General features: G+C 72.6%; 15 protein-coding genes. 5 read left to right on the forward strand and 10 right to left on the reverse strand.

Annotated elements, in window-relative coordinates:
• Positions 1-26: 26 nt before the first annotated feature.
• Positions 27-722, reverse strand: coding sequence for a glycoside hydrolase family 75 protein (locus ABZT06_RS07565; RefSeq protein WP_355736295.1), 696 nt, complete (start codon positions 720-722; stop codon positions 27-29).
• A gap of 344 nt (positions 723-1,066) precedes the next feature.
• On the opposite strand from ABZT06_RS07565, the gene ABZT06_RS07570 reads away from it, so the two are divergent.
• Both ABZT06_RS07570 and ABZT06_RS07575 read left to right on the forward strand, forming a co-directional pair.
• On the forward strand, positions 1,067-2,047 hold the full coding sequence (locus ABZT06_RS07570; RefSeq protein ID WP_355736297.1) for a fibronectin type III domain-containing protein: 981 nt from the start codon (positions 1,067-1,069) through the stop codon (positions 2,045-2,047).
• 213 nt (positions 2,048-2,260) lie between these two features.
• Positions 2,261-2,812: a hypothetical protein gene (locus tag ABZT06_RS07575; RefSeq protein WP_355736299.1), complete on the forward strand. Its 552-nt coding sequence runs from the start codon at positions 2,261-2,263 to the stop codon at positions 2,810-2,812.
• A gap of 44 nt (positions 2,813-2,856) precedes the next feature.
• On the opposite strand, the gene ABZT06_RS07580 is transcribed toward ABZT06_RS07575, so the two are convergent.
• The 3 genes from ABZT06_RS07580 to ABZT06_RS07590 all read right to left on the reverse strand — a co-directional run bounded on the left by ABZT06_RS07580 (position 2,857) and on the right by ABZT06_RS07590 (position 6,432).
• Entirely contained in the window at positions 2,857-3,399 is a 543-nt protein-coding gene (locus ABZT06_RS07580) for a PadR family transcriptional regulator (protein ID WP_355736302.1), read from the reverse strand.
• A gap of 42 nt (positions 3,400-3,441) precedes the next feature.
• Positions 3,442-5,457, reverse strand: coding sequence for an NADPH-dependent 2,4-dienoyl-CoA reductase (locus tag ABZT06_RS07585; RefSeq protein ID WP_355736305.1), 2,016 nt, complete (start codon positions 5,455-5,457; stop codon positions 3,442-3,444).
• A gap of 108 nt (positions 5,458-5,565) precedes the next feature.
• A complete protein-coding gene (locus ABZT06_RS07590) occupies positions 5,566-6,432 on the reverse strand; it encodes a helix-turn-helix transcriptional regulator (protein WP_355736308.1) in 867 nt (288 codons plus the stop codon).
• Positions 6,433-6,560: 128 nt separating this feature from the next.
• Here ABZT06_RS07590 and ABZT06_RS07595 point away from each other — a divergent pair, with 128 nt between their 5' ends.
• A complete protein-coding gene (locus ABZT06_RS07595) occupies positions 6,561-7,328 on the forward strand; it encodes an SDR family oxidoreductase (RefSeq protein WP_355736311.1) in 768 nt (255 codons plus the stop codon).
• Positions 7,329-7,404: 76 nt separating this feature from the next.
• Here ABZT06_RS07595 and ABZT06_RS07600 read toward each other — a convergent pair whose 3' ends face one another.
• The 4 genes from ABZT06_RS07600 to ABZT06_RS07615 all read right to left on the reverse strand — a co-directional run bounded on the left by ABZT06_RS07600 (position 7,405) and on the right by ABZT06_RS07615 (position 10,475).
• Complete coding sequence (locus tag ABZT06_RS07600) at positions 7,405-7,773, reverse strand: hypothetical protein (protein ID WP_355736314.1); 369 nt, start codon at positions 7,771-7,773, stop codon at positions 7,405-7,407.
• A gap of 106 nt (positions 7,774-7,879) precedes the next feature.
• On the reverse strand, positions 7,880-8,149 hold the full coding sequence (locus ABZT06_RS07605; protein ID WP_355736317.1) for a DUF3040 domain-containing protein: 270 nt from the start codon (positions 8,147-8,149) through the stop codon (positions 7,880-7,882).
• A 41-nt stretch (positions 8,150-8,190) separates the two neighbouring features.
• Positions 8,191-9,399, reverse strand: coding sequence for a cation:proton antiporter (locus tag ABZT06_RS07610; RefSeq protein WP_355737049.1), 1,209 nt, complete (start codon positions 9,397-9,399; stop codon positions 8,191-8,193).
• Between the two features lie 200 nt (positions 9,400-9,599).
• The gene (locus ABZT06_RS07615; protein ID WP_355736320.1) at positions 9,600-10,475 is read right to left on the reverse strand and encodes a hypothetical protein; all 876 of its coding nucleotides are present in this window, start codon (positions 10,473-10,475) and stop codon (positions 9,600-9,602) included.
• Between the two features lie 262 nt (positions 10,476-10,737).
• On the opposite strand from ABZT06_RS07615, the gene ABZT06_RS07620 reads away from it, so the two are divergent.
• A complete protein-coding gene (locus ABZT06_RS07620; protein ID WP_355736323.1) occupies positions 10,738-12,819 on the forward strand; it encodes a SpoIIE family protein phosphatase in 2,082 nt (693 codons plus the stop codon).
• Positions 12,820-13,126: 307 nt separating this feature from the next.
• Here ABZT06_RS07620 and ABZT06_RS07625 read toward each other — a convergent pair whose 3' ends face one another.
• On the reverse strand, positions 13,127-14,374 hold the full coding sequence (locus ABZT06_RS07625; RefSeq protein WP_355736325.1) for an MFS transporter: 1,248 nt from the start codon (positions 14,372-14,374) through the stop codon (positions 13,127-13,129).
• Between the two features lie 134 nt (positions 14,375-14,508).
• Here ABZT06_RS07625 and ABZT06_RS07630 point away from each other — a divergent pair, with 134 nt between their 5' ends.
• Positions 14,509-15,435, forward strand: coding sequence for a LysR family transcriptional regulator (locus tag ABZT06_RS07630; protein WP_355736328.1), 927 nt, complete (start codon positions 14,509-14,511; stop codon positions 15,433-15,435).
• On the opposite strand, the gene ABZT06_RS07635 is transcribed toward ABZT06_RS07630, so the two are convergent.
• On the reverse strand, positions 15,432-16,223 hold the full coding sequence (locus tag ABZT06_RS07635; RefSeq protein WP_355736331.1) for a putative protein N(5)-glutamine methyltransferase: 792 nt from the start codon (positions 16,221-16,223) through the stop codon (positions 15,432-15,434). The two genes, ABZT06_RS07630 and ABZT06_RS07635, sit on opposite strands and share 4 nt — an antisense overlap.
• Positions 16,224-16,241: the final 18 nt, after the last annotated feature.

Consider the following 16,241-nt stretch of genomic DNA (forward strand, 5'->3'; position numbering starts at 1 on the left):
ACCGGTCCTGGCGGCTCCTGGCGGGATCATTTCTCCTGGACGAACAGTCTCGCCAGCCGCTCCCCCGTCGCGACGGCGGCGGCATGGTCCTCGATCGGCTTCACCTGCGTGTTCCTGAAGACGATGTAGGTGACGCCGGAGGGCGTGCCGCCCCCGCGCGGATCGGGACGGATCCCGAGGGCCTTCGCGGTGGCGTAGGACGCCTCGCCGATGACGTGGCCCGGGCCCACGTCCCCGACGACGGCGTACTGCACCCGGTCCCCGTACACGACGGCCGCGACCGCGCCGCCGCGCACGCCGTGCTCGCGGTAATCCCAGATCTGGCTCGGGGCCGGCACCACGACGTAGGGCAGCAGTTCGGCGCTCAGGTACCGGCCGTCGGACTGCTGGAAGGCGGTGGTGTCGGAGAACAGCGGGTCGGTGCGGCGGTTGCAGCGGCTGCCGGGCCGGCCGTCGCAGTCGATGTCCATGTCGGCCTTCCAGAAGACCGCGTCCCGGGTGCCGCAGACCGGGATGGTCGCGGCCGTGTCGTCGTCACTGCGGTAGCTGCCGTGCGAGACGGGTTCGCACGTCCGCACCCTGGCCAGGAGGTCGGCGGCCTCGACCGCCCCCTCGCGCCGCACCACCGGCTCCGTCCGCGCGGCGTGCTCCACGGTAGGGGGCGTAGTCGGGGCGAGCAGTGCGGCACTTGCCGCGGCCAGCGTCAGTGACTGAACACGCACGATGAGGGACCCTCTCCTCGGGGGGCATTGACGGGCACTCAGCCCAATCTGATGCCGCTTCAGCCGAGCGGCCACCGCAGAGGGGCCGGACGGGGCAGGGGCCAGGGGCCCGAGCCCTCGACGAACCCCGGCCTCCCGGCCACCTGTACGTCGCGGGGCGACGACAGCGGCCGACGCGACCGGCACGAACTCCGTTTCCCTCGTGGAGAGTTCGGTCGTGAAGGTCACAGCGTGCGTAACGCTCCCGAGCCCGGTCCGCACGGCCCGCCCCCTTGATGCGGGCATGCGCCCGGCGCCATATTGGTCCGGACCATTGCCGTGGTGTTCTCCCGGGAGGCAGCGACGTGCGAGGCGTTCCCGTACCCCTGTACCTCTGCGCAGTACTTGTTTTCGTCGGCTCCTGCGGGTGGGTCGGGCCGGACGACGGCGAGGACGGCCGGCTGCCCGCCGCCCCCGTGGGCGTCACCGCCGCCGCGGGCAGCGCGACCAGTGTGCACGTGATGTGGAACGCCGCCGACGCCGGGATCGAGCACTACGAGGTATATCGCGGCACCACAAAGGTCAAGGATGTGCCGGGATCACAGCACATGGTGGATGTCACCAGGCTCAAGCCCGCCACCCCGTACGTCTTCACCGTGCGGGCCCGTGACACCGAGGGGCGCCTCGGCCCGCCCAGCCGGGAGGTGCGGGCGACGACTCCGGCGGCCACGGCGGCGGACCACTCGCCCCCGACCCGCCCCGGCAAGCTGCGCGGCCGGACCGCGGGCAGCCAGGCCGTCCAGCTGAGCTGGGCCGCCTCGGCGGACGACCGGCACGTGGTGTCGTACGACATCTATCAGGGGAGCACGAAGATCCACAGTGTGGGCGGCGCCCAGACGGCGGCCGTGGTCACCGGGCTGCGTCCGGGCACCCGCTACTCCTTCACCGTCCGGGCCCGGGACGCGGCCGACAACCTCTCGCCGGCCGGGGACACCGTCCGCCTGACCACCCCGGGCGACGACGACGGCCGGGACACGGCGCCGACAGACTTCCGGGCGGTCACCCGGCGGGAGGCCGACGGCGCGTACTACCTCGACCTGTCCTGGCTGCCACCCCGGACGGACGGTGTCGTCACGGAGTACGAGGTCCACCTCGACGGCAGGGCGGCCACCTCGCTCGTGTTCGGCGGGGCCCCTCCGCGCGGGAGGGCGACGTACGGCTTCTATCTGGGACGCGAGGCCGGGGAGAGACACCGGGTGCGGATCCGGGCGCGGCTGCCGGACGGCACCTGGGGCGGGCTGTCGGCGGAGCGGTCGGTGACGACGGGCGCCTCCGCTCCCCCGTGACGGTCGCCTCCCCTGCCCCGTGACGCTCGCCTCCGCTCCCCCCGTGACGGCCGCTCACGTCCGCGCCGGACGGAGCAGTCCGTCACCTGTCCGGCCGCGCTCCGCATGCGGGCCGGTCCGGAGGCACATTGGCTGTCCCCGAGGCAGCACGGGCTTCCCCCATCTCGGCGGCGCCACGGATGTACCGCCGACCGTGCCGCCGGAGGGCAGTCCATGCGCACTGAACAGCTACTTCTCCGCTCCGGCCTGACCGTCGCGGCCGTCGCCGCGCTGCCGCTCGCCCTGACCGCCGGGCCGGCCGCCGGGGCACCGGGTATCTCCGTGAGCACTTCCGGATCCACGGTCTCCGTCACGACCACGGCCTGCTCCCGTACCGCGGCCACCGGCGGCTGGGGCACCGCCTCCCTTCTCACCAGCAGCCAGGCGAACTTCAGCCAGGGCCGCCAGGTGGCCCTGTCGGGGACCACCGCGTTGCAGTCCGCGGCATGGTCGAGCGTGAGCCCCGGGACGTACACCGTCATCGTGAGGTGCGCCCACGACAACAGCACGGCGGGCACCCAGTCGATCATCGTCTCGGGGTCTGCCACACCCACGATCTCGGCGACGGCCACGGCCTCCCCGTCCCGCGGTGTCATGGGCGGTCTCGGTGGTGCCACGAAGGACTACGGCACCCTGACGCTGGCGGTCGGCGGCGGCCTGGTGGCGGTCGGCGCGGTGGCCGCGGGGTGGTTCCTGCGCCGCCGCTCGCGGCCGTACCGCCTCTGAAGGCCCCCGGTCGCCGGTCGCGACCGTACGTCTCCGAAAAGCCTTCAGCTGTCAGGGAGTTCGGCGAACTCCCGCAGTGCCTCGGTGAGCCACCGCGTCCAGAAGGTCTCCAGCTCGATGCCCGCGCGCAGGACCAGGTGCTGAAGCCTGGCCTGCGCGCTGTCGTCGCCGGGCGGGAAGTCGCGCTTCTCGATCTCCTCGTACTCGGCCAACTGCCGCCGGTGCAGGTCGAGATGGCGACGCACGTCGGCCTCCAGGCCCGCCGTGCCGACGACGGCCGCCGCACGCAGCCGCAGCAGAAGCGTGTCCCGGTGCGGTTTGGGGTCCTGCGCGGCGGCCGTCCAGCGTTCGAGTTCGGCGCGGCCCGCGGGCAGGACCTCGTACTTCTTCTTCTGCCCGCGGGTCGGCTGGGCCGCCGGAATGGCCCGGATGTGGCCCTCGGCCTCCAGTTTTCCCAGCTCGCGATAGATCTGCTGGTGCGAGGCCGACCAGAAGTAGCCGATCGACCTGTCGAACCGGCGGGTCAGGTCCAGCCCCGCCGACGGCCTTTCGAGCAGGGCGGTGAGGATCGCGTGCGGGAGTGACATGGGGTCATCCTAGGGACGGTCCTGTCGTCCTCGGGACGGTCCTCAGAGGGCGGCCGCGACCTCGGTGCCCTGCTTGATGGCCCGCTTGGCGTCCAGTTCGGCGGCCACGTCGGCACCGCCGATCAGGTGCGTGCTGCGGCCCGCGGCGACAAGCTCCTCGTACAGGTCCCGGCGCGGTTCCTGCCCGGTGCACAGCACGATGGTGTCGACCTCCAGGACCGTGCTCTGCTCGCCGACGGTGACATGCAGTCCGGCGTCGTCGATACGGTCGTAGCGCACCCCCGGGACCATGGTGACGCCCCGGTGCTTGAGCTCGGTGCGGTGGATCCAGCCGGTGGTCTTGCCGAGTCCGGCGCCGACCTTGCCGGTCTTGCGCTGGAGGAGGTGCACGGTGCGCGGCGGGGCGGGGCGTTCGGGGGCCGCGAGTCCGCCGGGTGCCGTGTAGTCCATGTCGACGCCCCACTGGCGGAAGTACGTGGCCGGGTCCTCGCTCGCCTTGTCGCCGCCGTCGGTGAGGAACTCGGCGACGTCGAAGCCGATGCCGCCCGCGCCGAGGATCGCGACCCGGTCGCCGACGGGGGCGTTGTCGCGCAGGACGTCGAGGTAGCCGACCACGCTCGGGTGGTCGACGCCCGGGATGTCCGGGGTGCGCGGGGTGACGCCGGTGGCGATGACGACCTCGTCGTAGTCGGACAAGTCCCCTGCGGTCGCCCGGGTGTTGAGCCGTACGTCCACGCTGTGGGCGTCGAGCTGGTGGCGGAAGTAGCGGATCGTCTCGTCGAACTCCTGCTTGCCGGGGACGCGGCGGGCGACGTTGAGTTGGCCGCCGATGTCGCCCGCGGCGTCGAACAGGGTGACCTCGTGCCCGCGTTCGGCGGCAGAGACCGCGCAGGCGAGGCCCGCCGGGCCGGCTCCGACGACGGCCACGCGCTTGCGCAGCCGGGTCGGGGAGAGCACCAGCTCGGTCTCGTGGCAGGCGCGCGGGTTGACCAGGCAGGAGGTGATCCTCCCGCTGAAGGTGTGGTCGAGGCAGGCCTGGTTGCAGCCGATGCAGGTGTTGATGGCCTCGGGACGTCCCTCGGCGGCCTTGTTCACGAACTCCGGGTCGGCGAGCATCGGGCGGGCCATCGACACCATGTCCGCGTACCCGTCGGCGAGCAACTCCTCCGCCAGTTCGGGGGTGTTGATGCGGTTGGTGGTCACGAGCGGGATGGACACCTCGCCCATGAGCCGCTTCGTCACCCAGGTGTAGGCGCCGCGCGGGACGGAGGTCGCGATGGTGGGGATGCGGGCCTCGTGCCAGCCGATGCCGGTGTTGATGATGGTGGCCCCGGCAGCCTCGACCGCCTTGGCGAGGGTGATCACCTCGTCGAGCGTGGAGCCGCCCGGGACGAGGTCCAGCATGGACAGCCGGTAGACGATGATGAAGTCCTCACCGACGGCCTCGCGCACCCGCCGCACGATCTCGACGGGGAAGCGCATGCGGTTCTCGTACGAGCCGCCCCAGCGGTCGGTGCGGTGGTTGGTCTGCGCGGCGATGAACTCGTTGATGAGGTAGCCCTCGGAGCCCATGATCTCCACGCCGTCGTAGCCGGCCTGCCGGGCGAGGCGGGCGGCGCGGGCGTAGTCCTCGATGGTCCGCTCGACCTCGGCGTCGGTGAGTTCGCGGGGCGTGAAGGGGCTGATCGGCGCCTGGAGGGGGCTCGGGGCGACGAGGTCCGGGTGGTAGGCGTACCGGCCGAAGTGCAGGATCTGCATCGCGATCCGGCCGCCCTCGCGGTGCACGGCCTCGGTGATGACCCGGTGCTGCTCGGCCTCCGCGTCCGTGGTGAGCTTGGCGCCGCCCTCGGCGGGCCGGCCCTCGTCGTTGGGCGCGATGCCGCCGGTGACGATCAGGCCCACTCCCCCGCGCGCCCGCTCCGCGTAGAACGCGGCCATGCGCTCGAAGCCACGCTCGGCCTCTTCCAGGCCGATGTGCATGGAGCCCATCAGGACGCGGTTGGGCAGCGTGGTGAAGCCCAGGTCCAGCGGGCTCAGCAGGTGCGGGTAACGGCTCATCGGGGCCCTCCGTCGCGGTCTTGTGCCTCTCTGTTGTAGAGGACCGCGACGCGTTTATGCAACTAGTTGCACAACCGGCGAGGGGTGATCCGGGCCACGTCGGCGGCTTCAGCTGTACGTGTCCTTGCCACTCACCTCGTGGGACTTCTCGGTCCCGGCCGCGGCCAGGCTGCCCAGCAGCGCGAGTGCCTGCTCGGACGGACTGCCGGGCTCGGCCTGGTAGACGACGAGTTGCTGGCCCGGAGCGCCGTTGACGGTCAACGACTCGTATTCCAGGCTCAGTTCGCCGACCAGCGGATGCCGGAAGCGTTTGCTGTCGCGGGTCTTGCGGCGGATGTCGTGCCGGGCCCAGAGCCTGCGGAACTCCTCGCTGCGCAGCGACAGTTCACCGACTGCGGCGATCAGCCGCGGGTCCTCGTGACCGGTTCCGCCGACTGCCCGCAGCGCGGCTACGGTGTTCACCGCCACGGACTCCCAGTCCGGGTAGAACTCGCGCGCGTCCGGATCGAGGAAGACCAGCCGCAGCAGATCCCCGCTGTAGGTGTGCCCGGCGAACAGCGCGCCGCCGAGGACGTTGTGGGCCAGCACGGTCAGGCAGCGGTCCAGGACCACCGCCGGAGTGCGGTGCCAGCCCTCCATCATCCGCAGCAGCACGGGGCTCACCGCCTCGGGCCGCCGGCCGCCGCGGGAACGGCCGGAGACGGGACGGGCCAGCCGGTGCAGGTGGTCGACGGCGTCCTCCTCAAGACCCAGGGCCCGTGCCAGGGCGTCGACCACCTGTGCCGAGGGATTCCGCTCGCGTCCCTGCTCCAGGCGGACGTAGTAGTCGGTGCTGACTCCGGCCAGCACCGCGACCTCCTCACGGCGCAGACCCGCCACCCGACGCCGGCTCCCGGCCGGCAGTCCCGCCTCCTCGGGCCGGACCAGGGCACGGCGGGCGCGCAGGAAGAGGCCGAGCGGGTTGTCATCGTCCATGCCCCCGACCCTAGGCGCGGTCACGGTCCCGCGGGAGTCCGCAAGGTGGCCGCCGTACTCCTACGATCCGCTCTCCTCGGGGCGATACGGCCTGGTCACGGGCGCCGGCCGGCCCCACCGTGGACGGCATGACACACACCTGGAACCTCACCCACCGCGTCGCGGTCGTCACCGGTGCCACCAGCGGGATCGGCGCGGCCACGGCACGCCGCCTCGCCGCGGGCGGAGCGAGCGTGGCACTGCTCGGCCGCCGCGAGGACCGCCTCAAGACGCTGGCGGACGAACTGCGCGCCGCCGCCACCGGAACGGTCCTGCCCGTAGCCGTGGATCTGACCGACGCCGAGGCGGTCAGGCGGGCGGCCACCGCCGTCACCGGGACGCTCGGCACCGTCGACCTGGTCGTGGCCAACGCCGGCGTCATGCTCGGCGCCCCCTTCGAGCGCGCCGGGACCGACGAGTGGGACCGCATGATCGACGTCAACCTGCGCGGTCTGCTGCACACGTCCCGCGCCTTCACCGACGACCTCCTCGCGGCGGCCTCCCGGGGCGGACCGGCGGACCTCGTCCACGTCGGTTCCGTGGGCGGGCATCTCCTCTTCCCCGACTGGTCCGTCTACTGCGCCACCAAGGCGGCCGTCGCCCACCTCACGCGCAATCTGCGCGCCGAACTCGGTCCGCGGGGCGTCCGCGTGAAGAACATCGAGCCCGGGGTGACCACGACCGAGCTGGGTGCGGACATGCGGGACGACGAGACCCGGGCGTCCCTGGCGCGTATGCGCACCGGCCTCGACCCGCTGACCGCGCCGGACATCGCCGAGGCCGTCGCGTTCTCGGTCGCGGCCCCGCCGAACGTCAACGTCGCGGAGATGGTGGTGGTGCCGGTGCGGCAGGGCTGATCACGGGGTGACGGGTCGCGCCTCGCGGACGGGCGCGACCAGCCACCGCGGCGCCGTGGCGGGCCGACAAACCCCGTCAACGGCTCTCCAACCGCACATGCAGCTCCCGCTCCTGGTCCCCCGACGCGGACGAGAGATCCCGCACCGTGAACATCGAGTCCAACGTCGTCCGAAGCCTCTCGATGGCCCAGTAACCCCCCTGCGCATCGGCCTCGACGGAGGACGACAGCGGCGCGGGCGGTGGACAGGAACGCGCGTCGGTCACCTCGAAGGTGCCCATCCACACCATCGGCCGCGTCTCATGCAACTGCTGCGGCACGTCGTCCGCACCCCGGTCGGACTCGAAGCACGCAGACAGCGTGTCGAAGACGATGCGCGCGTCGTCCGCGCTGCATCCGCTGATCTCCAGGGAGACGGACTCCTCGTGCGCTTGCTCACGATCCATCGTGGTCGCTCCTCTCGTGGCGATGACCGGACCGCCGGGTTCCCCGCGAGCCGCGCCACACCCCCAGAAAAGCACCACCTTTCCCGGAGCACTACCGGCGGCGGTGTCAGCGCTGCGGCCGGTCCCGGTGCGGGTCGAACAGGGGACCGGCGATTCCGGCGAGCACCAGGCCCGCGGCCACGAGGATGCCCTCGGGCAGGGCCATGCCCGAGGTCAGGAGGGCCAGGGCGACGGTGAGGGTTCCCCAGGCACCGGTGCGCCGGTACTCGCGGGGTCTGGCGGGGCGGCCCGAGCCGAGCGCGTGGGCGAACCGTGGGTCGTCACGCTCCAGCCGTGCCGCGAGATCGATGAGGTGTTCCTCGTCGGGCTGGCGCATGACTCCTCCTTCACACGGCCCCTGCCGTCCGGCGTCCGCCCCTACCGTTCGGCGTCCGCCCCCACCGCGACGGAAACCGGCACCGGTGCGGTGTCGTCCCCGTGCTCCCGGGCCCGCCAAGGATGCACCACCCGGGCCAGCAGATGGGCCCGCCCCGCGGCCACGGGGCCGAGTACGGCCAGGACAAGGACATACCCGGCGATGAACGGCGCCAGTCGTGCGTCGAGTCCCGCGCCGGCCGCCATCGCGCCGAGGATCAGGGCGAATTCGCCGCGGGCCACGAGGGTCGTGGCGATGTCGGCGGCGGGCTGGGCGCCGTAGCCGTAGAGACGGGCGACGAGCAGTCCGGCGACGATGTTCATCACGACGGTCACGGCGGCCGCCGCGGCGACGGGTCCGGCGACGGACGTGACGACACCGGGGTCGATGGACAGCCCGAACGCGAAGAAGAAGATCGCGGCGAAGGCGTCGCGCAGCGGGTGCACCAGCCGGCGGATGCGGGGTCCGGACGGCGTGCCGGCCAGGATCAGGCCCACCATGAAGGCGCCGATGGCGTCGGCGACGCCGAGTACCTCGGAGACTCCGGCGACGAGCACGGCGGCCCCGAGGAAGCTGATGACCAGCAGTTCGTCGTCCCGGACGTGGACCAGTCGGCCGATCCAGCGCGCCCCGTACCGGGCGGCGGCGGCCAGCACCAGCAGGAACCCGAAGGCCCTGCCCGTCTGGAGAAGTACTTCCACGGGTCCGCTCGCGCCGCTGACGACCGGCTGGAGCGCCGCGAGGTAGAGCGCGAGGAAGATGTCCTCCACCACGATCACGCCGAGGATCAGCCGGGTCTCGGGGCGGCCGATCCGCCCCAGGTCGATGAGGATCTTGGTGACGATCGCGGACGAGGAGATGCCGAGGACCCCGGCGAGCACCAGCGCCTCCCGGCTCCCCCAGCCCAGCGCGAGACCGAAGCCGAGCCCCGCGCCGACGTTCGCCACGAGGTAGATCCCGCCCGCCGCGAGCAGGCGCCTGCCGCCGGTGCGCAGGTCGTCGACGTGGAACTCCAGGCCCAGGTAGAACAGCAGCAGTACCAGGCCGAGCGCGGAGAGCATCTCGAAGTCGTGCGCGTCCTCGACCAGGACGAGGCCGGGGGTGTGCGGACCGAGCAGGATGCCGGCGAGCATGAACAGCGGGATGGTCGGCAGTCCGATGCGGCCGCCGAGGCGGGCGAGGAAGGCGGCGGCCAGGAAGGCGCCGCCCATGGCCAGCAGGGTGTCAGCGTGTCCCACGGGTCACCTCCCCCGGCGGCGCGGAAGGGCGTGCGTGCTGTGTTTCACGGGGATGGATGCGAGATCTCCCTTGCTGTGGTGGGTGTTCGTCCCACCGTCACATCCGGCCCCTGGGCCCCGCCATCGGTGCCGACCCTCATTTCCCGGAGGGCCGGCACCTGCCCATCAGGGGCTCAACTCCTGGTGAAGCGGTACGTCTTGCTGTCCGTCAGGACGCAGAAGCCGGGTGAGACGACGATCACGCGCAGGGTCCCGGTGCGGCGGTCGTAGTCGATGCCCTCTGCCTCGAACTCGCCCGAGCAGGAGCTCCTGAGGGGCAGTTGGCGCAGTGCCGTGACATGCCCGGTGACGTTGGCCGAGCCGGTCGGGGCGCCGGACAGGTCGATCTGGAGGAGCGGCTTGGTGTAGCCGAACAGCGTGCCCGCCGGGTCGTCGGAGGAGCAGAGCAACTGGGTGGCGCTCAGGAAGTCGCAGCCCTGTACGTCCCTCACGGCGTGGTCGAGGGTGACGGTGGCCGCCTGCGGAAGGTTCGCCGAGGGCGAGGTGCTCGGGTTGACGCCGGGCGTGGGGAAGACCAGGAAGCGGGTCATGGTGCCCCACTCTCCGGACAGCATCCACTGTCCGTCGGGCGAGACCGCGACCCAGGAGTTGTTGAGCGCCTCGCCGGAGCTGAGGGTGTGGACGTACTCGGACCAGGTGCCGTCGGGCGCCTGCACGCGGTACATCTTCGCGGTGCCGGAGTCGGCCTGGTAGGGCTCGATGTAGTGGCCGTCGTAGGAGGCGTCGGGATCGCCCACGTGGTTCCAGCCGCGGCTGGAGACGCCGATGGGGATGGTGCCGATGCCGGTGTACCGGTTGGCGGAGCCGGCGGGGACCTCGACCGAGGTGAGGCCCTGGCTCTCGGTGAGCGGGTTGGCGCGGTCGGATCCGGCCTCGGTCCAGGTGTCGGCGGCGGAGGCCGGCGGGGCGGCGGCCGCAAGGGCCGTCGCGGTGAGGGTGACGAGGGTGGCGAGGACCGCGTGACAACGCTGTCTGGCGCGCAGGGGCATGGATGACTCCTGAGGCTCCTGGGGCGGGGGGTGGGGTGGCTCGGCGGACAGTCTGGCGCCCCAACCCAGTCATGTACAGGCCAATCGAATGAACAAGCGGCCTTCGTCACCCCGGCGCATTTCACCGGACGCGCACCCTCGTGTTGAGGGATGGTGGAAGAACACGACCGCGTGGTCACAGAGACGGTTGAGCGCGGTAGAACAAGGGGAGTCGGCACGGGGGTACGGCGTGCCGCGAGGACGGTCTAAGGCGGTTCGTGCAATGGGTGCAGCCGGAATACCCGCGTCCGAGGGCGGAGAGCCCGCGCGCGGGGCGGTACGGCCGAGCGGGCTGCTCGACGAATTGGGCATGGCCTCGGTGGTGCTGGACGCCGGGGGACGCATCGTGCTGTGGAGCCCGCAGGCCGAGGAGCTGTTCGGCTACAGCGCGCAGGAGGCGCTCGGGCAGTACGCGGCCCATCTGATGATCCACGAACAGCACGCCGACCTGGTCGTCAAGCTGTTCGCGGACGTCATGGAGACCGGCCAGAGCTGGGCCGGCGCCTTCCCCGTCCGGCGCAAGGACGGCGGCACCCGACTGGTCGAGTTCCGCAACATGCGGCTGCTGGACGACCACGGGGACGTCTACGCGCTCGGGCTGTGCGCCGACCAGTCGACCGTGCGCCGCCTGGAGCGCGACGTGGCGCTGTCGACACGGATGGTCTCCCAGTCCCCGATCGGGCTGGCCGTGCTGGACACCGAGCTGCGGTACGTCTCGGTGAACCCGGCCCTGGAGCAGCTGAACGGGGTACCGGCCGCGGACCACGTCGGGCGGAAGATCGGCGAGGTCCTGCCGCGTCTCGACGCGGCCGCCTTCGAGGCCGCCGCCCTTGAGGTGCTGCGGACCGGCAAGCCGCTGGTCGACCTGCACACGGTCGGCCGTACGCCCGCGGATCCCGACTCGGACCACGCCTGGTCGGTCTCGCTGTACCGCCTGGAGGACGCGCTGGGAACCGTCCTCGGCGTGGCGGGCTCGGTGCTGGACGTCACCGAGCAGCATCTGGCGACCGTGGAGGCCGAGACGGCCCGGCGCCGCCTCGCACTCGTCGCCGACGCCTCCGCCCGCATCGGCACCACCCTCGACCTGGACCGCACCGCCCGCGAGCTGGCCGACGTGGCCGTCCCGGACCTCGCCGACGTGGCGGCCGTGGACCTGCTGGAGGCGGTGGTCCAGGGCAGGCCGAGCACCCTGCGGCCCACCGAGCCCGCCGTGATGCGCCCCCTGGCCGTCGACGCGGCCGGTGCCCCGGACGCACTGGGGGCGGCCGATCCCCCCGGACAGGTCGCCCGGTACGCCCCCGAGCGGCTGGTCACCGAATGCGTGCGCACGGGGAACCCGGTCCTGGTGGCGCAGGTCGGCCCCGAGGACCTGGCCCGCATCGCCCGCTCACCGGAGGCGGCGGCCCTGCTGGCCAGGGTCGGTGTGCACTCCTATCTGGCCGTACCCCTGATCGCACGTGGCGAGGTGCTCGGCGCCCTCGACCTCAAGCGCGTCCACAACCCGGAGCCGTTCGGCGAGGACGACCTGCTGCTGGCGCGGGAGCTGGCGGCCCGCGCGGCGGTGCAGATCGACAACGCCCGCTGGTACCAGGACGCCCGCAACACCGCCCTCACCCTCCAGCGCAGCCTGCTGCCCAGCCATCCCTCCGTGACCGGTGGCCTGGAAGTCGCCTCCCGCTACCAGCCCGCGGGCGCCACCGCCGAGGTCGGCGGCGACTGGTTCGACGTGATCCCGCTGGACGAGGGCAAGACCGCGCTCGTCGTCGGCGACGTGATGGGCAGCGGCATCAACGCCGCTGCGACGATGGGCCGGCTGCGCACCGCGACCAACACCCTGGCCGCCCTCGACCTCGACCCGGCCAAGCTCCTCGAACACCTCGACCGGATCACCGAGGACCTGGACCACTCCATCGCCACCTGCGTGTACGCCGTGCACGATCCGCGGCTCGGGCAGTGCCGGATCGCCAACGCCGGACACCTGCCTCCGGTACGGCTGCGCCCCGGCCGTCCCCCCGAACTGCTCGAACTCCCTACCGGGGCGCCGCTGGGCGTGGGCGGTGTCGCCTTCTCCACGACCACCGTCGACCTCGCCCCCGGTGACCGGCTCGTCCTGTACACGGACGGTCTCGTCGAGACCCGCCAGCATCCCCTCGACGAGCGCCTGGATGCGCTCCTCGACCTGCTCGACAGCCCCGACGGCCCGCTGGAGGAGGTCTGCGACCTGCTGCTGCGCACCCTGCACCAGCCGGACAACTCCGATGACGTGGCCCTGCTGATCGCACGGGTGCAGACGCCGGTGACCTGAGGGACGTACGCGGCGGGGCCGGAGCACGCCGGTACGACCCCGGCGGCGGCTTTCGTCACCGTCGCCCTCGGCGAAGTCACGGGACGGCAGGACACCACGATTCAGGCGGGGCGGGTGCCCGGCAGGGGGGCCCGCCGAGCCGGCAGTCGGGCGACCGCCGGCCAGGTGAAGGGCGACGGGGTCGCCACAGTCGACCGACGGCTCGAGCACCAGGGTGCACCGCGCCGCGCCTCCGAGTCCCGGTTGCCGACGCCAGACGCGGTATGTGTGACCGGCAGACTCACCGGCGCCGGCCGGGCACTCGGCATCACGGGGATCCGGCGGCGGAGGGCAGCGCGTTCTGACCGGCGTCGGGCGCGGCGGCGGGCCGCCGGGGCAGCAGGAACGGGGTCGCCAGCAGCAGGAGGCCGGCGAACGCGATCGCCTCGCGGGTTCCGGTGAAGGTGGCCAGCAGGCCCCACAGGGCAGTCAGGGCCGCGGTCGTCAGCTTGCCGGTCACCGACCAGGCGGAGAGGGTACGGACCACCCGGTCCGTCGGCGTCATCTCCAGCCGATGGGTGGAGAACACCGGGTTGAAGACGGCACAGGAGGTGATCACCCCGAGCTCGACGGCCATCACCAGCACGAGCCCGGCCGTACCGGGACCGACGAAGGCCAGGCCGAGAGGCCAGCACGCGCGCAGGACGCCCGAGGTGATCAGGACGCGGTGCTGTCCGAACCGGGCGACCAAGGGGCGCGCGATCCGTGAGCCGAGCAGACCGCCGAGGCAGGGCACCGAGAAGGCGAGGGCGTACTGCCAGGGGGCGAAGCCCAGTGGACCGAGCATGAGGACGGTCAGCAGCGGCACCGGCACCATGATCAGGGCGTTGACGAGGACCGTGTTGAAGAACAGGGGGCGCAGGACGGGGCTGGCGAGGATGTGGCGCCAGCCCTCCAGGAGGGAACCCTTCGCCGTCCCGGCGGGCGCGGGCCGTGGTTCGCCGCCGCCGATCGCGCGGATCCCCAGCGCCGACAGCAGATAGCTGACGGCGTCGGCCAGCAGGGTCGTCACAGGTCCGAAGAGCCCGATGGCGGCCCCGCCGAGGGGAGGTCCGATCACGATGGTGGTCCAGTTCGTGGCCTCGAACCGGCCGTTGGCGACCAGCAGGTCGTCCGGGCCGACGAGGGACTTGAGGAAGGCCCCGGAGGAGGCGGTGAAGGTGATGTCGGCCGCCGCGACGACCACCGACACCAGCAGGAGCTGGACGAAGCCGAGCGCACCGAGCGCGTACGCGGCGGGCACGCTCAGCAGGGCGGCGAACCGGACGAGGTCCATCGCGACCATCACCGGCCTCTTGCGGCGGAACTCCACCCAGGGCCCGAGCGGCACCGCCACCGCGGCCCCGACCGCCAGCCCCGCGGCCGCCAGCGCGGACACCGCGGCAGGTCCGGCGTGCAGTACCAGGACAGCGATCAGGGGGAAGGCGCCGAACGACAGCGAGGTCCCGAACGCACTGACCGCGTAGGCCGCCCACAGCCACCCGAACCGTCGCCCCAGCGACCGTCTTCCGTCCACGCCCGAACCCCCCTCGCCGACAACCGCACGTTGGCCGACGCCATCCAACCGAGTGCCGGGCCACCCGATCAAACAACCACACGCCCGACCGTCCACAACCCGGGGTTGTGGACGGAACGGCCTAGGCTCCCCGTATGGATCTCGACGCCGTACGCACCTTCGTCACCGTGGCGGACGCGGGGCGGTTCCAGGAGGCCGCCCACCGGCTGGCGGTCACCCAGCAGGCCGTGTCCAAGCGGGTCGCCGCGCTGGAGAAGGACCTCGGGGCGCGGCTGTTCACCCGGACCCCGCGCGGCGCCCGGCTGACCATCGACGGACAGGCGTTCCTGCCGCACGCCCGCGAGCTCCTCCGGGCCACGGAACGGGCGGCCGCCTCGGTACGGCCGGGCAGCCGGGCCCTGCGCGTCGACGTGATCGGCCGCCGCCTGGCGCCGGCGGAACTGCTGCGCGCCTTCCACCGCACGCACCCCGGCATCGAGCTCGATGTCGTCACCCTCTTCGACGCCGACGCGGCCCTCGCCGCCCTCCGGTCCGGGACGATCGACGCCACCTTCCGCGCCGTCCCGCACTCCGCCGGGCAGTCGACCGACGGCATCGAGTCCGCGCGGGTCTACGACGAACCGATCCAACTGCTCACCGGCCCCGGGCACGCGCTCGCGGGAGCCCGCTCGGTGGAACCCTCCCGAGTGGCCGGACACCGCATCTGGATGCCCGGCCTGGTCACCGGAACCGAATGGGGCACCTACTACGACGACCTCGCCGCCGCCTTCGGACTCACCATCGAGGTCACCGGCCCCGACTTCGGCACCGACCCCCTTCTCGACACCATCGCCGACTCCCCGGCCCTGGCGACCCTCGTCGGCGAGCTGACCCGTCTGGTCTGGCCGTCCGACCAGGACCTGCGCCGCATCCCGGTCCACGGGCCCACACCGGTCTACCCGCACTCCCTGGTCTGGCGCGCCGACAATCCCCATCCGGCCCTCGCCGCCCTCCGGGCGCACCTGCACGCCACACGGCCCGACCCTCCCGGCGTGGGGACATGGGCACCGAGCTGGGCCTAAGCCCTGGTGCCGGCCACGACGTGGGCGTACAGCTCCTCGGAGACCGCCAGGCAGGGGGTCAGACCGCTGCGCTTGAAGACGTCGAGGGCGGCTGCGGCCTGGCGTTCGCTGGTCTCGACGAGGAGGCGGCCGCCGGGGGCGAGCCACCGCGGGGCCTCGGTCGCGACCCGGCGCAGGATGTCCAGGCCGTCCGTGCCGCCGTCGAGGGCGACCCGGGGCTCGTGGTCGCGGGCCTCGGTGGGCAGGAGGGCGACCTCTTCGGTGGGGACGTAGGGGACGTTGGCCGCGAGGATGTCGATACGGCCGCGCAGGTCGGCGGGGAGGGCCTCGAAGAGGTCGCCGGTGTGGACCCGGCCGCCCGCGTCGGCGGTGTTGCGGCGGGCGCAGTCCACCGCGGCCGGGTCGATGTCGGCGGCGTGCAGCTCGACCGGACCGAGCGCGGCGGCGAGCGCGGCGCCGACCGCGCCGGAGCCGCAGCACAGGTCCACGACGACGGAGGCGCCCGGTGCCAGGGTGAGGGCCTGCTCGACGAGGAACTCGGTGCGGCGGCGCGGCACGAAGACGCCGGGCGCCACCGTGACGCGCAGTCCCCGGAACTCGGCCCAGCCGACGACGAGTTCGAGGGGGTGACCGGTGACCCGGCGGTCGACCATGTCGGCCAGTTCGTCAGGGGTGCGGGCGGCGGCGAGGATCAGCCGGGCCTCGTCCTCGGCGAAGACACAGCCCGCGGTGCGCAGGGCGGCGACGACGGAGTCGGGAGAAGTGAAGCGGGGGGAGATTGAGGGCATGGGAGCCGCGAGCCTTTC

This window comes from Streptomyces sp. NPDC005483, from assembly GCF_040606035.1.
In the GTDB taxonomy this organism is placed as follows: domain Bacteria; phylum Actinomycetota; class Actinomycetes; order Streptomycetales; family Streptomycetaceae; genus Streptomyces.

Bases quoted from the DNA above. Each gene is read 5' to 3' on its own strand.
- ABZT06_RS07575 (WP_355736299.1), top strand. From the start codon at position 2,261: ATGCGCACTGAACAGCTACTTCTCCGCTCCGGCCTGACCGTCGCGGCC.
- ABZT06_RS07610 (WP_355737049.1), bottom strand. From the start codon at position 9,399: ATGGGCGGCGCCTTCCTGGCCGCCGCCTTCCTCGCCCGCCTCGGCGGC.
- ABZT06_RS07585 (WP_355736305.1), bottom strand. From the start codon at position 5,457: ATGAGCCGTTACCCGCACCTGCTGAGCCCGCTGGACCTGGGCTTCACC.
- ABZT06_RS07630 (WP_355736328.1), top strand. From the start codon at position 14,509: ATGGATCTCGACGCCGTACGCACCTTCGTCACCGTGGCGGACGCGGGG.
- ABZT06_RS07605 (WP_355736317.1), bottom strand. From the start codon at position 8,149: ATGCGCCAGCCCGACGAGGAACACCTCATCGATCTCGCGGCACGGCTG.
- ABZT06_RS07635 (WP_355736331.1), bottom strand. From the start codon at position 16,223: ATGCCCTCAATCTCCCCCCGCTTCACTTCTCCCGACTCCGTCGTCGCC.
- ABZT06_RS07600 (WP_355736314.1), bottom strand. From the start codon at position 7,773: ATGGATCGTGAGCAAGCGCACGAGGAGTCCGTCTCCCTGGAGATCAGC.
- ABZT06_RS07615 (WP_355736320.1), bottom strand. From the start codon at position 10,475: ATGCCCCTGCGCGCCAGACAGCGTTGTCACGCGGTCCTCGCCACCCTC.
- ABZT06_RS07580 (WP_355736302.1), bottom strand. From the start codon at position 3,399: ATGTCACTCCCGCACGCGATCCTCACCGCCCTGCTCGAAAGGCCGTCG.
- ABZT06_RS07590 (WP_355736308.1), bottom strand. From the start codon at position 6,432: ATGGACGATGACAACCCGCTCGGCCTCTTCCTGCGCGCCCGCCGTGCC.
- ABZT06_RS07620 (WP_355736323.1), top strand. From the start codon at position 10,738: ATGGGTGCAGCCGGAATACCCGCGTCCGAGGGCGGAGAGCCCGCGCGC.
- ABZT06_RS07595 (WP_355736311.1), top strand. From the start codon at position 6,561: ATGACACACACCTGGAACCTCACCCACCGCGTCGCGGTCGTCACCGGT.